This is a genomic window from Paraburkholderia sp. WS6, assembly GCF_030464835.1.
In the GTDB taxonomy this organism is placed as follows: Bacteria; Pseudomonadota; Gammaproteobacteria; order Burkholderiales; family Burkholderiaceae; genus Paraburkholderia; species Paraburkholderia madseniana.
The window spans coordinates 156,179-172,104 of the sequence record NZ_JALQCK010000013.1; the positions used below are offsets into that span (position 1 = coordinate 156,179).

Genomic DNA, 15,926 nt, shown 5'->3' on the forward strand with positions numbered 1-15,926 from the left:
CTTGCCCTGTAGAACTGAATCGCGGGGCCGCGCCTTTAAAGCGGCGAAAAATGCCCCTATATTCGTAACTTGTTCCGTTTCCGATTGACTGCCTGACCGTATGCCTACCGTCGTCAAATGCCCCACTTGCGGCAAGGATGTCCGCTGGACTCCAGAAAGCCGCTTCCGCCCGTTCTGCTCTGACCGCTGCAAGCAGACCGACCTCGGCGCCTGGGCCGCTGAGAAGTACAAGATAGGCGGCACGGAGGAAGAAACGCCGTCTGATGAATCGCCTGGCGGGGACTACACCCCGCATTGAGCACTGCAGGTTGCAGACGCACACCGCATGCGCGGCGTGTCGCAGTTGCGCAGGACGGCGCTGCGCACGCAGCGCCGTTTAAAACCGCCGATAATTTCCCTAGTTTTTCTCAGCCGCGAGCCATTCCAGCACGGGGATCGTCGCCGGCAACAGTGGCGAGACATCCGCCGGCAGCGCCTGCCACACAAATGCCTGGCCTTCGCGGCCGTGCGGTTCGCCGGACCACTGCGTGACCTTGCAGAAGAACAGCCGCACGTAGGCGTGCGGGTAATCGTGTTCGAGCGTGTGCCAAAGATGGCTCGTCTTGACGTCGATACCCAGTTCCTCGTGCAGCTCGCGGGTTAGCGCGGCCTCGACCGACTCGCCCGCCTCCAGCTTGCCACCCGGAAACTCCCAGTACCCCTCGTACGGCTTGCCTGCCGGGCGCTGCGCCAGCAGATAGCGTCCATCCGGCTGAATCAGCACGCCGACGGCGACTTCAGTCACCGGGCGGCCAGCCACGTTCTTCTGCGCATCGTTCATGCCGGGGTCTTCCGTCCTGACCAGTCGCGAGCGAATTGCCACGCGACGCGCCCGGAGCGCGAGCCGCGCTCCAGCGCCCACACCAGCGCATCGCCGCGCGCCGCTTCGACTTCCGCGTCGTCGCAGCCGAAATGGCGCAGCCAGTGACCGATGATCGACAGGTAGTCGTCCTGCTTGAACGGATAGAAGCTGACCCACAGGCCGAAGCGCTCGGACAGCGAGATCTTTTCTTCGACCAGTTCGCCCGGATGAATCTCGCCGTCGGCCATGTGCTTGTACGTCTCGTTGTCGCTCATGTACTCGGGCAGCAGATGGCGGCGGTTGGACGTTGCGTAGATCAGCACGTTGTCTGACTGCGCAGAGATCGAGCCGTCGAGCGCGACCTTCAGCGCCTTGTAGCCCGACTCGCCGTCTTCGAACGACAGGTCGTCGCAGAACACCACGAAGCGCTCCGGCCGCTGCGCGATCAGATCGACGATGTCGCCGAGATCGTGCAGATCGTCTTTATCCACTTCGATCAGGCGCAGGCCGTCTTTCGCATAGGCGTTCAGGCAAGCCTTGATCAGCGACGACTTGCCCGTGCCGCGCGCACCCGTCAGCAGCACGTTGTTGGCCGGCTGCTTACGCACGAACTGAAGCGTGTTCTGCTCGATCAACCCTTTCTGGCGATCGATGTTTTGCAGGTCGCCGAGCGTGATCGACGAAATGGCGGGCACCGGCTGCAGATAGCCGCGCCCCTGACGCTTGCGCCAGCGAAAGGCGACCGCTGCCGACCAGTCGATCTCCGGTTCGGCAGGAGGAAGCATCGCTTCGAGGCGGACGAGTACGGCTTCGGCCCGGGTCAGAAACTTTTCGAGTTTGTCCATGGCTGTAAGGTAAGCGGCCAAAACGCCGCGCAATAAACCTGGTTACGAACGATAGTCGGCGTTGATGCTCACGTAATCGTGCGACAAATCGCAAGTCCAGATCGTGGCTTGCGCATTACCGCGGCCGAGTACGACACGAATGCCGATCTCGCTCTTTTTCATGACGCGCTGACCATCTTCCTCACGGTAGGCCGGATTGCGGCCGCCGGCGGTGGCGACCAGCACGTCGTCCAGATACAGATCGATCTTGCCGACGTCGAGATCGTCCACGCCGGCATAGCCGATGGCCGCGAGAATGCGGCCGAGATTCGGATCCGATGCATAGAAGGCCGTCTTCACGAGCGGCGAGTGGCCGATCGCGTACGCGATCTGGCGGCATTCGCCGACGCTCGAGCCGCCTTCGACATGCACGGTCATGAATTTGGTCGCGCCTTCGCCGTCGCGCACGATCAGTTGGGCGAGGGTCTGGGCGACTTCGGTCACCGCGTCGCGCAGCGCTTCATAAGCGGGCGAATCGGTGGACGTGATCGCCGGCAGGCTCGATTTGCCCGACGCGATCAGGATGAAAGAATCGTTGGTCGACGTATCGCCGTCGATCGTGATGCAGTTGAACGAGCGGTCCGCCACGTGCTTGACCAGCGCGTCGAGCACCGGCTGGGCGACGGCGGCGTCGAACGCGAGGAAGCCGAGCATGGTCGCCATATTCGGCTTGATCATGCCGGCGCCCTTGCTGATACCGGTAAGCGTGACCGTGTGGCCGTCGATCGCGACCTGACGCGAGGTGGCTTTCGGCAAGGTATCCGTGGTCATGATCGCCTGGGCGGCGTCGTACCAGTTGGCTTCCTTGCGGTTCGCCAGCGCGGCAGGCAGACCGGCCTTCAGACGATCGACCGGCAGCGGTTCCAGAATCACGCCCGTCGAAAACGGCAACACCTGTTCCGGCGCAATGTCAACGAGGCGCGCGAGCTCAACGCAGGTTTCGCGCGCGGCCACGAGGCCCGGCTCACCCGTGCCCGCGTTCGCGTTGCCCGTGTTGATCACCAGCGCGCGAATCGGCTTGCCGCCCGCGCGCACGCGCTCCAGATTCTCACGGCACACCGTGACGGGTGCGGCGCAAAAACGGTTCTGCGTGAACACGCCGCCAACAGTCGCGCCTTCGCCAACGGAAATGACCAGCACGTCCTTGCGGTTCGGCTTGCGGATATTCGCCTCCGCCCAGCCCAGCGTGACGCCGGCGACAGGGTGAAGTTGAGCGGGATCGATCGAGGGGAAATTGACAGCCATGGTCGCGACCTGTCGAAGAAAATGCCGGCGTGGCGCCGGCATCGAGGGATCGGTAACTGATGGCTCGAGCCTGTAGCCGAACCACCGCGAAATCATCAACAAAACAACGTGTAAAACGAAGCGGCGCGCTTAAAGCGCGCCGCTTTCGGCATTATGCGATCTTGCCGTGACACTGCTTGTACTTCTTGCCGCTGCCGCACGGGCACGGGTCGTTACGGCCGACCTTCGGCACGTTGTCCACGCTCACGTCCGACCCAATGGCGTGCGAGGCGCCGTGGCTCATCGCGTCGCCGATCATGGCGGCGGTAGCCGCTTCCGCAGCGGCAGGCGCTGCTGCTGCAGCTTCGGCGAATTCGGCGTGACGGAACTCGACGTTTTCGAGGTGGCTGCCTTGCTCTTCGTATTGCTCGGCGGCCTGTTCCAACTGTTCCGGCGACTGGATCTGTACATTCATCACCACCCGGGTGACTTCCAGCTTCACGGCGTCGAGCATCGCGGCGAACAGTTCGAACGCCTCGCGCTTGTATTCCTGTTTCGGATTCTTCTGCGCATACCCGCGCAGATGGATACCCTGGCGCAGGTGGTCGAGCGCGGCCAGATGTTCGCGCCAGCTACGGTCCAGCGTTTGCAGCATGATCGAGCGTTCGAACGCGCTGAACGATTCGCGGCCGACCTGTTCGACCTTCGATTCGTACGCTTCGTCCGCGGCCGCTTCGACAGCTTCGAGAATCTCGTCGGCGCTGATCGAGTTCGACTCGTTGATCATTTCCTGGATCGCGAGGTCGAGCTGCCATTCGTTGCGCAGCACTTCCTCCAGCTCGGGCACGTCCCACTGCTCTTCGATGCTGCCGGCCGGCACGAACTGGTGAACGATATCGGCGATCACGCCGCCGCGCATCGCGCCGATCGTTTCGGTGATGTCGTTCGCTTCGAGCAATTCATTGCGCTGCTGATAAATCACCTTGCGCTGGTCGTTCGACACATCGTCGTATTCGAGCAATTGCTTGCGAACGTCGAAGTTGCGCGCTTCAACCTTGCGCTGCGCCGATTCGATCGAACGCGACACGATGCCCGCCTCGATCGCTTCGCCTTCCGGCATCTTCAGGCGGTCCATGATCGCGCGCACGCGATCGCCCGCGAAAATGCGCAGCAGCGGATCTTCCAGCGACAGATAGAAACGCGACGAACCCGGGTCGCCCTGACGGCCGGCACGGCCGCGCAACTGGTTGTCGATCCGGCGCGACTCGTGACGTTCGGTGCCGATGATGTGCAGACCGCCCGCGGCCTTCACCTGATCGTGCAGCGCCTGCCATTCGTCGTGCAGCTTCTGGATACGGCGTTGCTTCTCGTCTTCAGAAAGCGCTTCGTCCTTTTCGATGAAGGACGCCTGTTTTTCGGCATTGCCGCCGAGCACGATGTCGGTACCGCGACCGGCCATGTTCGTGGCGATCGTGACACGCTTCGGACGGCCCGCTTCGGCGACGATCTCGGCTTCACGCGCGTGCTGCTTGGCGTTCAGCACTTCGTGCGGCAACCCGGCCTGCTTCAGCAGATGCGACAGCAGTTCCGAGTTTTCGATCGAGGTCGTGCCGACCAGCACCGGCTGACCACGCTCGTGGCAATCGCGGATGTCGCGGATCACCGCGTCATAGCGTTCCTTCGCGGTCTTGTAGATCTGATCCTGCTTGTCGATCCGCTTCGGCGGACGGTTGGTCGGGATCACGACCGTTTCGAGACCGTAGATCTCGTTGAATTCGTACGCTTCGGTATCGGCCGTGCCGGTCATGCCGGACAGCTTCGCGTACATGCGGAAGTAGTTCTGGAACGTGATCGACGCGAGCGTCTGGTTCTCGCTCTGGATCTTGACGTGCTCCTTCGCCTCGACAGCCTGGTGCAAGCCATCCGACCAGCGGCGGCCCGACATCAAACGGCCGGTGAATTCGTCGACGATCACGACTTCGCCGTTCTGCACGACGTAGTGCTGATCCTTGAAGAACAGCGTGTGCGCGCGCAGTGCGGCGTACACGTGGTGCATCAGCGTGATGTTCTGCGGCGCGTACAGGCTTTCGCCTTCGCCAATCAGGCCCCATTCGGCGAGCAGACGCTCAGCCTTTTCGTGGCCCGATTCCGTCAGGAAGACCTGGCGGCCTTTTTCGTCCAGCGTGTAGTCGCCCGGCTTTTCGACGCCGGTACCGTCCGCTTTCTCTTCGCCGATCTGGCGTTCGAGCAACGGCGGCAGCGCATTCATGCGCACGTAGAGTTCGGTGTGATCTTCGGCCTGGCCGGAGATGATCAGCGGCGTGCGGGCTTCGTCGATCAGGATCGAGTCGACCTCGTCGACCACCGCGAAATTCAGGGCTCGCTGCACGCGCGCATCGGTCTCGTAGACCATGTTGTCGCGCAGGTAGTCGAAGCCGAATTCGTTGTTGGTGCCGTAGGTAATGTCAGCGGCGTACGCTTCCTGCTTCGCGCCGTGATCCATCTGCGACAGATTGATGCCGACCGACAGACCGAGGAAGTTGTACAGACGCGCCATCCATTCGGCGTCGCGCTGGGCCAGGTAATCGTTGACGGTGACGACGTGCACGCCACGGCCGGACAGCGCATTCAGGTACACCGGGAGCGTAGCGACGAGCGTCTTGCCTTCGCCGGTGCGCATTTCGCCGATCTTGCCGTAGTGCAGGACCATGCCGCCGATCAACTGCACGTCGAAGTGGCGCATTTTCAGCGTCCGCTTGCTGGCCTCGCGGCACACCGCGAAGGCCTCCGGCAGGAGCTTGTCGAGCGACTCGCCGCTCGCGACGCGCTGGCGGAATTCACCCGTTTTGGCGCGCAGTTGATCATCCGTCAATTGCTCGATCTGCGGCTCGAGCGCATTGATCGCCGTGACGGTCTTTTGATATTGCTTGACTAGCCGCTGGTTGCGGCTGCCAAAAATCTTCTGTAGAAAACCGGTGGTCATCGGATCGGTGTCTGCGTCGCGGCTTCGGCTGGTTCGCGGCGTGCAGTTCATGCACGTGCGCTCCGGGGTCGGAAGGGCCTCGGCGGCTTAGTCCAAGAGTGAATTGTCGGGTAGCCCGACCTTCTTACGAAGATCGGGCCCCCCGAGAACCGTACGTGCGAGTTTCCCCGCATACGGCTCAAATCTACAAACAAAGTTCTGTCTACGACAGAACCGGCTTAGTTACTGCAAGTTTACCAACGTGTACCTGCTGGTGACAGTGCGGGTGAAGCAGAACCCGGTTGGACAACTTGTCTGACCCGCCGTGCATCCGATATTCCAGATGATGGTCGTGCCAGCCTGTTTCGTCCGTCAGGGCACAGCCGCAGAGCGCACACAACCCGCTCTGCGACATGTACAGCTTTGCCCACTGTTTCCGGTAACGCATCGAGTCCCACAGACGCGTCTGCCGCAGTTGCTCGCCATATTGCTCCCACTTCGGATCAAAGGGATTAAATTCTCCTTGGATCTTCTTGTGTCTCCTGATCGCCGTACCGCTGAGTTGGTACAACTCTGTCAGGCCCCAACTGCCATCGTCCCGAACCGTCCGGACCGCGAACACCCATTGTCGAGCGTCGATTGAGTGGAAGTACTTCTGTCGCACCCAACTGCTGCTCTTTCGCGGATGCCGCCGCTTGGACCACCACCAGAGCCTCCGGAACACCAGATGCTCCATGCGGGTGTACGCCTTTTTGGCCGTAACCGGATGGTGATACTGCGCCCACCCGCGCAACATTGGGTTTAACAGTCGGATCATGTCCTCCTGCTTCACCGTCTTGTTGCTGCTAATCGTTTCCGCCACCTTGCTGTAGAACGCTTGCGCATTCTTTTTGCTCGGTTTGATGAGCATCTTTCCCGTGTACTTCCGGAAATTCCACCCAAGGAAATCGAAGCCGTCATCAATGTGAGTGATCCGCGTTTTCTCCTCCGATAACTGCAGCCCTCGAACCGCAAGGAATGCCTCCACCCAAGGTCGGACCTCTTGCTCCAGTATCTCTCTCGAGTCACCGGTTATCACGAAGTCGTCCGCGTACCGCACCACATTCACCTTCAGCCTTCTAGCTTTCATGATCCCCAGTTTTGCACCGAGATGCACCACCAGTTCTCGTTCCAGCCCGTTCAGCGTTACGTTCGCCAACGTCGGGGAGATGATGCCTCCCTGCGGCGTACCGGCCTCAGTCGCCCGTAGCTGGCCTTGATAAATCAGGCCAGCCTTCAACCATTTCCGGAGGATTCCTCTGTCCATCGGGACATTGTTTTCCAGCCAGTCATGACTGATGTGGTCGAAGCACCCCTTGATATCCGCTTCTAGGACCCACTTGGCCGAGGCCTCTTGGGACATACAGACGCGGATTTGGGACATCGCGTCGGCTGTCGAACGATTCAGCCTGAACCCGTAAGAGTTCAGGTCGCTCGTCGATTCCGACACTGGCTCCAAGGCCAGCAGATACAGAGCTTGCATCGCCCTGTCCCGCATGGTCGGAATGCCCAGTGGACGTTCCTTCCCATTTGCCTTGGGGATGAAGACTCTCCGTAATGGCAGAGGCTTGTATCCGCGCCGCTTCAACCTGCCGATGGCTTCCCACCGGCTTTCAGGCGAATCCCATAGCTCGCGATCGACTCCAGCCGTTCGCGCACCCTGGTTTTGCGTAACACGTCGTACCGCATACAGCTTTGCAGACAACGTGCGGGTCAGCATCCGTTGCAGGGCTTTCACCCTGCGCCAGTCACCTTCCCGCGTCGCCTTCGCAATTCGAATCTGCATCCCTCTCACGTTCCGTTCAACCCGACGCCAATCTACGGCGTACCAGCTGTCTGGCGCGTGGGAAAGCGCAGATCCGGTCTTTCGACCAGATACTTTCATGCTGCTCTCCTGCTCGAAGAAATGAATCCCGAACGGAGAACAGATCGCCCCTTGCGGGAGCGATCTGCTCCCGCAAGGGGGTAAAAATATTCAGCAATGACTAAACGTATGCATATACGGCTAGACAAGGCCGACGTTCACTCTATCCAGCTAAAGGGCTAGTCAGGCGTCTCGCGACGGTAGACCAGACGGAAGTCTGCCCGCTTTCGCGTGGGGTGATGTCTCAACCCCTATCCGGGCCATTACAGCCCGACGTTCGCTTTTTCCGTCCTCCCATACCTGCACAATCAACAGCGTCCCTTACGGTTCGCCTGCCAGCCTCAATGCGCTGGCAACCATACAGGCTTACCACGTTCCCGGCATGTCACACGACTGACTTAGGTTCTGCCTATTCCCCGGCGGCGTTGACAACGACGTAGCCCGAGATTCGAGCGGGCTATCCAACCGCACACCTTTTGGTTAGTGCCTGACAGCAGCTTAGGCACTGCAATGCTAACGAGGTTTATCAGCAGTTCACTTCCGTTAACCCTATCAGCCAGCCTAGCGCCTCAACCCCGTTGCTGCTGGGAGTGTCCAAACCGTATCCTCGCGGAACCGATTTGCCCGAAACATCCGGGGGCTACATTGTCAGAAGAGCTTCATACCCCACCGTTGCCAGTGACGCGTGTCTTCCTAGGCTACTGCTGGTCGTACAGCAGGTTCACTACCCTCGCCGTAAAACTGACGAGGTCGAACAATGACACACCGAGCTTTCGCTCGTATCAGTTCGCGAATCCGTTGCCGATGACGGCGCAGGAAATTGCATACATCACCCCGCCCAGTCGGCGGAGATGAAGCCGCTGACTGGGCGGGACCTGACGGTAATCAGGTCAATACAATGCGATCAATCGGCCGAGATGGCCCGAATCACGCTTCACAAAAATATGGGGCGCAACCCCGAGGGGCCACACACTCAGCTACTAGAAAGTGCCCCGAAGGGCCTAAAGCACATCTACTACAGTCGATGCTCGTAACGTGAGCTAACGGACACGAGCGTGCGTGTCGCACCGAATCGCGCATTTTAGCACGCGCCCCCGCCCGCGCCTGTGTCAGCCGTGCGACGCCGGCAAGGCACAGAAAGCCCGCCGCAGCGACGTCCGACGGTACGCATTGAGGCGGGTCCGCGTGCATCCCGCGCGGTACAATCGCGGCGTGAACGCACATAGGGTGCGAACGCGCCGTCACTATCGAACATGAGCCGTATTCCGTCCTTTTCAAGGCCGCCGCCCAAGCAGTTCAAAGCGCGCCGCCCGCAGCCCGTCGCCGAAGTGCTGAATCGCACCGACGCATTCGTGGCCCTGCGCGCGGGCGTCGAGCAAATTGCGGCGCTGGAAAAGGATTTGCGCGAACTGCTGCCGGACTATCTGGCCACGAGCGTGGAGCCCAGCTTTATCAAGGAAGGCGTGCTGGCCCTATTTGCCGCGCACAATGCGCTGGCCGCCCGCCTGCGTCAGATCGAGCCGAGGTTGCTGTCGGATCTGCAGCAGCGTGGCTGGCCGGTCAACGCGCTGAGAATTCGCGTGCGGCCGCAGCCTTTGAAGGAGCCGCCGCCGGTCAAACAGGCGCGCATGACGCCGGTCGGCGCGGACGCGCTGCACGCGCTCTCCCAATCGCTCGCGCCCTCGCCGCTGCAGGAAGCTTTGGCGAAAATGGCAGCGCGGCATCGGAGAAATCGCTGAACAAAAAAATAAGCGGCCCAGAAGGGCCGCTTATTTTTCATCCATTCGTTTCGGACATTTCAGCCGAAGGCGCTACACAAATTACGCAAATGCCGTCTGCGTTTCGTACGCGAAGCCGCGCGGCGCCTTCTGCGTGTCGTCGAACGTGACGATTTCGTACGCGTCTTCATGCGCCAGCAACTCGCGCAGCAGCGCGTTGTTCAGGCCGTGGCCCGACTTGTATGCCGTGTACGAAGCCAGCAACGGATGGCCGACCACGTACAGATCGCCAATCGCGTCGAGCATCTTGTGCTTCACGAATTCGTCGTCGTAACGCAGGCCGTCGTTGTTCAGAATGCGGTATTCGTCCAGCACGATGGCGTTATCCATGCTGCCACCGCGCGCCAAACCGAGTTCGCGCATCATTTCCACTTCATGCGCAAAGCCGAACGTACGCGCACGGGCGATTTCCCGCACATACGACGTATTGGCAAAATCCACTTCCAGCGCCTGGCCGGTTTTATCCACAGCCGGGTGACGGAAATCGATGGTGAATTTGAGCTTGAAACCGAAATACGGATCGAGACGCGCGAATTTATCGCCGTCGCGAATTTCAACCGGCTTGGTGACCTTGATGAATTTCTTCGGCGCGTTCTGCTCTTCAATACCGGCCGACTGAATCAGAAACACGAACGAACCCGCGCTGCCGTCCATGATCGGAATTTCTTCAGCCGTGACGTCGATATAAAGATTGTCAATGCCGAGGCCTGCGCATGCGGACATCAAATGCTCGATGGTCGACACGCGCGCGCCGTCTTTCTGCAGTACGGAAGCCAGACGCGTATCGCCAATCGCCATTGCCGACGCAGGGATATCCACCGGCGTGGGTAAATCCACCCGCGAAAACACAATGCCGGTGTTCGCCGCCGCCGGGCGGAGCGTCAGTTCGACCTTGCGGCCGGAGTGCAGGCCGATGCCGACTGTCTTGACGATTGATTTGATAGTGCGCTGCTTCAACATGGTGATCTTCTATTCGATTGAAAATCCCAATCGGGACTTTTTATTCCATAGCGCGAAGTATACTCCAATACCCTAAGGAGCGTCGTTACACGGAACGTATCAATCTGTTTCGCTGCATTACCCAAAGCGCGCCCGTCAGGGAAAGCGTGACGGGCCGATGTCCGGAACGGAGGCGTTTCCGGTCATCGGCCCGAGTAACGGCCCGTCACAAAAGCGTCTTATGCGCCGTTGCCCTGATACAACGCGGTAACCGCGCAGGCTCGAGGCAAAGGCATCGAACGCAATCGTGCCTAGCTCAACGTAGCGAGGATACTCCCTACATCGCTGACTTCGAATTTGCCGGCAGCCTCGACGTTCAACGTCTTGACCACGCCGTCGTCGACAACCATCGCGTAGCGCTGGGAACGGATTCCCATGCCGCGCGCCGACAAATCCTGCTCAAGACCGAGCGCCCGCGTGAAAGCCGCACTGCCATCCGCCATCATGCGCACCTTGCCCGAGGCGTGCTGATCGCGTCCCCACGCGCCCATTACGAACGCGTCGTTGACGGACACGCACCAGATCTCGTCGATGCCAAGCGCGCGCAACTGCTCGGCGTGCTCGACGTAACCCGGCACATGTTTGGCTGAACAGGTCGGCGTGAACGCACCGGGCAACCCGAAGATCACCACGCGCTTACCCGCCGTCTGCTCGCGCACGTCGAAGCTGTTAGGCCCCAGCGTGCAACCCGCCCGCGTGTCTTCGACGAACTCGAAGAGCGTCGCGTCGGGCAGCTTTTCACCTGCTTGAATCATGCTCAGTCCCTTGCATCGATGCGAAGTACGTTCGCACGTCGTCGTGTCGCAGTGAATTTCAGCATCTGCCTAACTGCAGGCTCCGCCATCCGGCGACAGTTGCCCCATCCGCTTCGCGAATCCGAAGAGGGCACTTGTCCTTGCCGCGAATCAGACGATACGCGGCTTGTTCGCCGTTCACCCGCCACGCTCGTGCATTCGTCCGCCAGTGCTACGCTGCTGTACAACCCGCAGCACCGCAACGAAAGCCTGCTCGTGCGCTCAGTCCGCCTGCTTGCGCAGGAATGCCGGAATGTCGTACGTGTCGACGCCCTTTTCCTGCAGCGCCTGCACGTGCGAAGCCGCCGTATCGCGCGACGTGCGCCACACAGCCGGCGTATCCAGCGCGCCGTAATCCGCCGTGCTTGCGTGCGACTGCGACGGTGCGTAAGCAGCGTGCGCGCTGATCGGCTGATTGTCCGTGCCGGTGCGCAGCAGCGTCATCGGGGCCGATTGCTGCTTCTTCGCCGCACGGCCCAGACCCGTTGCCACGACCGTCACGCGCAGCGCGTCGCCCATTGCATCGTCGTACACGGCGCCGAAAATCACGGTTGCGTCTTCAGCAGCATAGCTCTTGATGGTGTTCATCACTTCGCGCGTTTCCGACAGACGCAGCGAACGGCTCGACGTGATGTTGACCAGCACGCCACGCGCGCCCGACAGATCCACACCTTCCAGCAGCGGGCTGGCCACAGCCTGCTCGGCAGCCAGACGCGCGCGATCGACGCCGGCAACCGTCGCCGTGCCCATCATCGCCTTGCCTTGCTCGCCCATCACCGTCTTCACGTCTTCGAAGTCGACGTTCACCAGACCGTCGACGTTGATGATTTCCGCGATGCCGGCAACTGCGTTGTTGAGAACGTCGTCTGCGCACTGGAAGCACTTGTCCATCTCGGCGTCATCGCCCATCACCTCGAACAGCTTGTCGTTCAGAACGACGATCAGCGAGTCGACGTGATCCTCCAGTTGCTGCGAACCAGCTTCTGCCACGCGCATGCGCTTGCCGCCTTCGAATTCGAACGGCTTGCTGACCACGCCAACAGTCAAGATACCCATTTCCTTGGCGATCTGCGCGACCACCGGTGCTGCGCCCGTGCCCGTGCCGCCGCCCATACCGGCGGTGATGAACACCATGTGCGCGCCACGCAGTGCGTCGGCGATGCGCTCACGTGCTTCTTCTGCTGCGGCGCGGCCCATTTCCGGCTTGGCGCCAGCGCCCAGACCCGTGTTGCCGAGCTGGATCACCGCGGAAGCGCGCGAACGCGACAGAGCCTGCGCGTCCGTGTTCATCACGATGAAGTCGACGCCTTGCACGCCTTTGTTGATCATGTGCTGAACGGCATTGCCGCCAGCGCCACCTACTCCGATCACCTTGATGATGGTGCCGTTCGTTTCGGTTTCCAGCATCTGGAATTCCATGTTGCCTCCGTCAAGATAAAAAATTGCAGCCACTTCGGCCGTTATTCGGCAGGAGATCGGGCAACCCCCTGTCGCGCGCCAGCCGCCGGCACCAGCGCGTATTTACGTAAAACCGTTCGAAAAGCGAATTCGTTAGAAGTTGCCGAGGAACCAGTCTTTCATTCGCGTGAAGACCTGACCCATCGACCCCGACTGCACAGCGACCTTGCGGCCGCGCATCCGTTGCGAGCGTCCTTCGAAGAGCAGACCCATCGCCGTCGAATAACGCGGATTACGCACGACATCAGCGAGACCGCCCGCGTATTCCGGCACGCCAATGCGCACCGGCTTCAGGAAAATGTCCTCGCCGAGTTCGACCATGCCGAGCATCATCGACGCGCCGCCGGTCAGCACCACGCCGGAGCTCAACAGTTCCTCGTAACCCGACTCGCGCACCACCTGCTGCACGAGCGAAAACAGTTCTTCGACCCGCGGCTCGACCACCGCCGCCAATGCCTGACGCGACAGCGTGCGCGGACCGCGCTCGCCGAGACCCGGCACTTCGATCATTTCGTCCGGATCGGCCAAGGCTTGCTTTGCAATGCCGTAGTCGACCTTGATGTCTTCCGCGTCCGGCGTCGGCGTGCGCAGTGCCATCGCGATGTCGCTGGTGATCTGGTCGCCGGCGATCGGAATCACCGCCGTGTGACGAATCGCGCCTTCGCTGAAAATCGCAATATCAGTCGTGCCACCGCCGATATCGACCAGCACCACGCCGAGTTCTTTTTCGTCTTCCGTCAGTACCGCCAGCGACGAAGCCAGCGGCTGCAAGATCAGATCGTTCACTTCGAGCCCGCAACGGCGCACGCACTTGACGATGTTCTGCGCCGCGCTCACCGCGCCGGTGACGATATGCACCTTCACTTCCAGGCGGATGCCGCTCATGCCGATCGGCTCGCGCACATCTTCCTGACCGTCGATGATGAATTCCTGCGTCAGGATATGCAGCACCTGCTGATCGGTCGGGATGTTGATCGCCTTCGCCGTCTCGATCACGCGCGCGACGTCTGTCTGCGTGACTTCCTTTTCCTTGATCGCCACCATGCCGCTCGAATTGAAGCTGCGGATATGGCTGCCGGCGATCCCGGTAAATACGTTCGTGATCTTGCAATCGGCCATCAGCTCGGCTTCCTCGAGCGCGCGCTGAATGGACTGCACGGTGGCTTCGATGTTCACCACCACGCCCTTCTTGAGCCCCTTCGATTCGCTCTGGCCGAGGCCGATCACCTCGTAGTGGCCCTCGCCCTTCAACTCGGCGACGATAGCCACTACCTTCGACGTCCCAATGTCGAGGGCGACCAGCAGATCTTTATAGTCTTTACTCATAGCGTGCTCATTGCGTGTGATGTCCGTTTACTTCTTGCCCTTGTCGGGTTCGCTGATGAAGCGCATGCCAGCGGCACGAATCGCGAAACCGTTCGGATAGCGCAAGTCCGCATACTCGATATCCTTTCCCCAACGTTGCGTCACCGCGTTCCACGCCGCGGTCAGGCGCCTGCTCCGATCGAGCAATGTGTCCTGATTGCGTTCGCGTCCAAGTTCCACCTGCATGCCGTTCGACAGCTTCACCGTCCACGCGTAACGCGGCGACAGCGTGACTTCTTCGGGCGTCGCGCCCAACGGCGCAAACCACTTCTTGAAGTCGCTATAACGCGCGACGACTTCCTTGGCCGTACCGTCCGGTCCGTCGAACGCGGGCAGCTCTTCTTCGAGCTCGCCCTGGTTCGCGGTGAACAGTTCGCCGTCCACGCTTACCAGTTGATCGCTGCCCCACGTTCCTAGCGGTTTGTACTCTTCAAGCGTGACAGCCAGTGCGTTCGGCCAAACCCTCCGCACACTCGCGTGACGCACCCATGGCATCTGCTCGAACGCCTGGCGCGCGACGTCGAGATCCACGGTAAAAAAGTTGCCTTTCAAGCGCCCTACTACACCGGCGCGCACCGTCGGCGAATTGATGTGCTCGATGTCGCCGTCGATCTGGATTTCGCGTAACGCGAAATTCGGACGCTGGATGAGCCAGTAACCGCCTGCCGCCAGCAGCACGAGCACCAGCAACGCATGCAATGCGTTGGCGGCGAGATTGAGCTGGCGAACGTTGTTCCACATGGAGTTGCTTTCGGGTTGCCCCGGTTAGTCCTTTGTTAGTCTTTAAGCGTCAGCGCCAGCACGCCGACCACCAGTTCCTGATAGCTGATGCCCACCGCACGCGCCGCTTTCGGCGGCAGCGAGTGATCGGTCATCCCAGGCGCCGTGTTCACTTCGAGGAAGTACGGGTTGCCATCTGCGTCGAGCATGAAATCGGCACGACCCCAATCGGTGCAGCCAAGTACGTCGAACGCGCGGCGCGCCAGCACTTTCAGGCGCGACTCTTCGTCAGCCGCCAGACCGCACGGAATCAGATACTGCGTGTCGTTCGCGATGTACTTCGCGTGGTAGTCGTAAAACTCGCCGGCCGGCACGATGCGGATCACCGGCAGATCCAGATCGCCGGCGATACAGGCCGTAAATTCGCCGCCGCCCTCGATGCTCTTTTCCACCACGACGATCTTGTCGTACTTGACCGCTTCAAGCAGCGCTGCCGGCAATGCGTCGGCGCTTTTCACCTTGATCACCGCGACGCTTGAGCCTTCGCTGGCCGGCTTCACGAACAGCGGCAAGCCAAGCTTCGCGACGATGTCTTTTGCGCGTGCTTCGTAGTCGTCGCCGCGCAGCACGGCCTCGAATGGCGGCGTCGGAATGCCGAGTTGCTGCCACACGAGCTTGGTGCGGAACTTGTCCAGACCGAGCGCCGAGCCGAGCACACCGCTACCGGTGTAACGGATGCCGTAAAAATCCAGCGCACCCTGAATCTGGCCGTTTTCGCCATAACCGCCGTGCAACGCGTTGAACGCGCGCACGAAGCCTTCGTCCTTCAATGCGGCGAGCGGACGCTCGGCCGGATCGAACGGATGGGCGTCGATACCGGCGTCGCGCAGACCTTGCAGCACGAGGCGGCCGGAATTGAGCGACACCTCGCGCTCGGCGGAATCCCCACCGAGCAGCACTGCTACTTTGCCGAACTGTTTAGGGTCGATGCTGCTCAT

At 60.9% G+C, this 15,926-nt stretch carries 13 protein-coding genes; 2 read left to right on the forward strand and 11 right to left on the reverse strand.

The annotated features are described in order from the left end of the window. The first annotated feature begins 100 nt into the window (after positions 1–100). Positions 101–298 carry a DNA gyrase inhibitor YacG gene (locus M0D64_RS17985; RefSeq protein WP_171926742.1) on the forward strand — a complete coding sequence of 66 codons (198 nt, stop codon included), beginning with the start codon at positions 101–103 and terminating at the stop codon, positions 296–298. Between the two features lie 99 nt (positions 299–397). Here the strand turns inward: M0D64_RS17985 and M0D64_RS17990 are convergent, their stop codons facing one another. The 5 genes from M0D64_RS17990 to ltrA form a co-directional block, all read right to left on the reverse strand. Then, positions 398–820 carry an NUDIX domain-containing protein gene (locus M0D64_RS17990; protein ID WP_266258716.1) on the reverse strand — a complete coding sequence of 141 codons (423 nt, stop codon included), beginning with the start codon at positions 818–820 and terminating at the stop codon, positions 398–400. Next, complete coding sequence (locus M0D64_RS17995) at positions 817–1,686, reverse strand: ATP-binding protein (protein ID WP_266258717.1); 870 nt, start codon at positions 1,684–1,686, stop codon at positions 817–819. The genes M0D64_RS17990 and M0D64_RS17995 overlap by 4 nt, the downstream gene beginning before the upstream one ends. 42 nt (positions 1,687–1,728) lie before the next feature. Next, a complete protein-coding gene (gene argJ / locus M0D64_RS18000; protein WP_266258718.1) occupies positions 1,729–2,970 on the reverse strand; it encodes a bifunctional glutamate N-acetyltransferase/amino-acid acetyltransferase ArgJ in 1,242 nt (413 codons plus the stop codon). Positions 2,971–3,121: 151 nt separating this feature from the next. Then, positions 3,122–5,932 (reverse strand): preprotein translocase subunit SecA, encoded by a 2,811-nt coding sequence (gene secA, locus M0D64_RS18005; RefSeq protein ID WP_266258736.1) that lies wholly within the window; start codon positions 5,930–5,932, stop codon positions 3,122–3,124. 202 nt (positions 5,933–6,134) lie between these two features. Continuing rightward, the gene (ltrA, locus tag M0D64_RS18010) at positions 6,135–7,835 is read right to left on the reverse strand and encodes a group II intron reverse transcriptase/maturase (protein WP_200620027.1); all 1,701 of its coding nucleotides are present in this window, start codon (positions 7,833–7,835) and stop codon (positions 6,135–6,137) included. 1,232 nt (positions 7,836–9,067) lie between these two features. Here ltrA and M0D64_RS18015 point away from each other — a divergent pair. Beyond that, the gene (locus M0D64_RS18015) at positions 9,068–9,553 is read left to right on the forward strand and encodes a DciA family protein (protein ID WP_054040773.1); all 486 of its coding nucleotides are present in this window, start codon (positions 9,068–9,070) and stop codon (positions 9,551–9,553) included. An 81-nt stretch (positions 9,554–9,634) separates the two neighbouring features. Here the strand turns inward: M0D64_RS18015 and lpxC are convergent, their stop codons facing one another. From lpxC to M0D64_RS18045, 6 genes are all read right to left on the reverse strand, one after another. Further along, positions 9,635–10,552 (reverse strand): UDP-3-O-acyl-N-acetylglucosamine deacetylase, encoded by a 918-nt coding sequence (gene lpxC / locus M0D64_RS18020; RefSeq protein WP_097390468.1) that lies wholly within the window; start codon positions 10,550–10,552, stop codon positions 9,635–9,637. A gap of 290 nt (positions 10,553–10,842) precedes the next feature. Beyond that, complete coding sequence (locus tag M0D64_RS18025; RefSeq protein WP_266258719.1) at positions 10,843–11,346, reverse strand: peroxiredoxin; 504 nt, start codon at positions 11,344–11,346, stop codon at positions 10,843–10,845. A gap of 261 nt (positions 11,347–11,607) precedes the next feature. Further along, positions 11,608–12,804 (reverse strand): cell division protein FtsZ, encoded by a 1,197-nt coding sequence (gene ftsZ / locus M0D64_RS18030; protein ID WP_054040778.1) that lies wholly within the window; start codon positions 12,802–12,804, stop codon positions 11,608–11,610. A 132-nt stretch (positions 12,805–12,936) separates the two neighbouring features. After that, positions 12,937–14,169, reverse strand: a complete 1,233-nt coding sequence (ftsA, locus tag M0D64_RS18035) for a cell division protein FtsA (RefSeq protein WP_074282118.1) — start codon at positions 14,167–14,169, stop codon at positions 12,937–12,939. A 27-nt stretch (positions 14,170–14,196) separates the two neighbouring features. Further along, positions 14,197–14,949, reverse strand: a complete 753-nt coding sequence (locus M0D64_RS18040; RefSeq protein ID WP_266258720.1) for a cell division protein FtsQ/DivIB — start codon at positions 14,947–14,949, stop codon at positions 14,197–14,199. Between the two features lie 35 nt (positions 14,950–14,984). Next, complete coding sequence (locus tag M0D64_RS18045; protein ID WP_097393451.1) at positions 14,985–15,926, reverse strand: D-alanine--D-alanine ligase; 942 nt, start codon at positions 15,924–15,926, stop codon at positions 14,985–14,987.

Excerpts from the sequence above, each read along its gene's own strand:
- M0D64_RS17985 (WP_171926742.1), top strand. The coding sequence starts at position 101 with ATGCCTACCGTCGTCAAATGCCCCACTTGCGGCAAGGATGTCCGCTGG.
- M0D64_RS17990 (WP_266258716.1), bottom strand. The coding sequence starts at position 820 with ATGAACGATGCGCAGAAGAACGTGGCTGGCCGCCCGGTGACTGAAGTC.
- M0D64_RS17995 (WP_266258717.1), bottom strand. The coding sequence starts at position 1,686 with ATGGACAAACTCGAAAAGTTTCTGACCCGGGCCGAAGCCGTACTCGTC.
- argJ (WP_266258718.1), bottom strand. The coding sequence starts at position 2,970 with ATGGCTGTCAATTTCCCCTCGATCGATCCCGCTCAACTTCACCCTGTC.
- secA (WP_266258736.1), bottom strand. The coding sequence starts at position 5,932 with ATGACCACCGGTTTTCTACAGAAGATTTTTGGCAGCCGCAACCAGCGG.
- ltrA (WP_200620027.1), bottom strand. The coding sequence starts at position 7,835 with ATGAAAGTATCTGGTCGAAAGACCGGATCTGCGCTTTCCCACGCGCCA.
- M0D64_RS18015 (WP_054040773.1), top strand. The coding sequence starts at position 9,068 with ATGAGCCGTATTCCGTCCTTTTCAAGGCCGCCGCCCAAGCAGTTCAAA.
- lpxC (WP_097390468.1), bottom strand. The coding sequence starts at position 10,552 with ATGTTGAAGCAGCGCACTATCAAATCAATCGTCAAGACAGTCGGCATC.
- M0D64_RS18025 (WP_266258719.1), bottom strand. The coding sequence starts at position 11,346 with ATGATTCAAGCAGGTGAAAAGCTGCCCGACGCGACGCTCTTCGAGTTC.
- ftsZ (WP_054040778.1), bottom strand. The coding sequence starts at position 12,804 with ATGGAATTCCAGATGCTGGAAACCGAAACGAACGGCACCATCATCAAG.
- ftsA (WP_074282118.1), bottom strand. The coding sequence starts at position 14,169 with ATGAGTAAAGACTATAAAGATCTGCTGGTCGCCCTCGACATTGGGACG.
- M0D64_RS18040 (WP_266258720.1), bottom strand. The coding sequence starts at position 14,949 with ATGTGGAACAACGTTCGCCAGCTCAATCTCGCCGCCAACGCATTGCAT.
- M0D64_RS18045 (WP_097393451.1), bottom strand. The coding sequence starts at position 15,926 with ATGAGCAGCATCGACCCTAAACAGTTCGGCAAAGTAGCAGTGCTGCTC.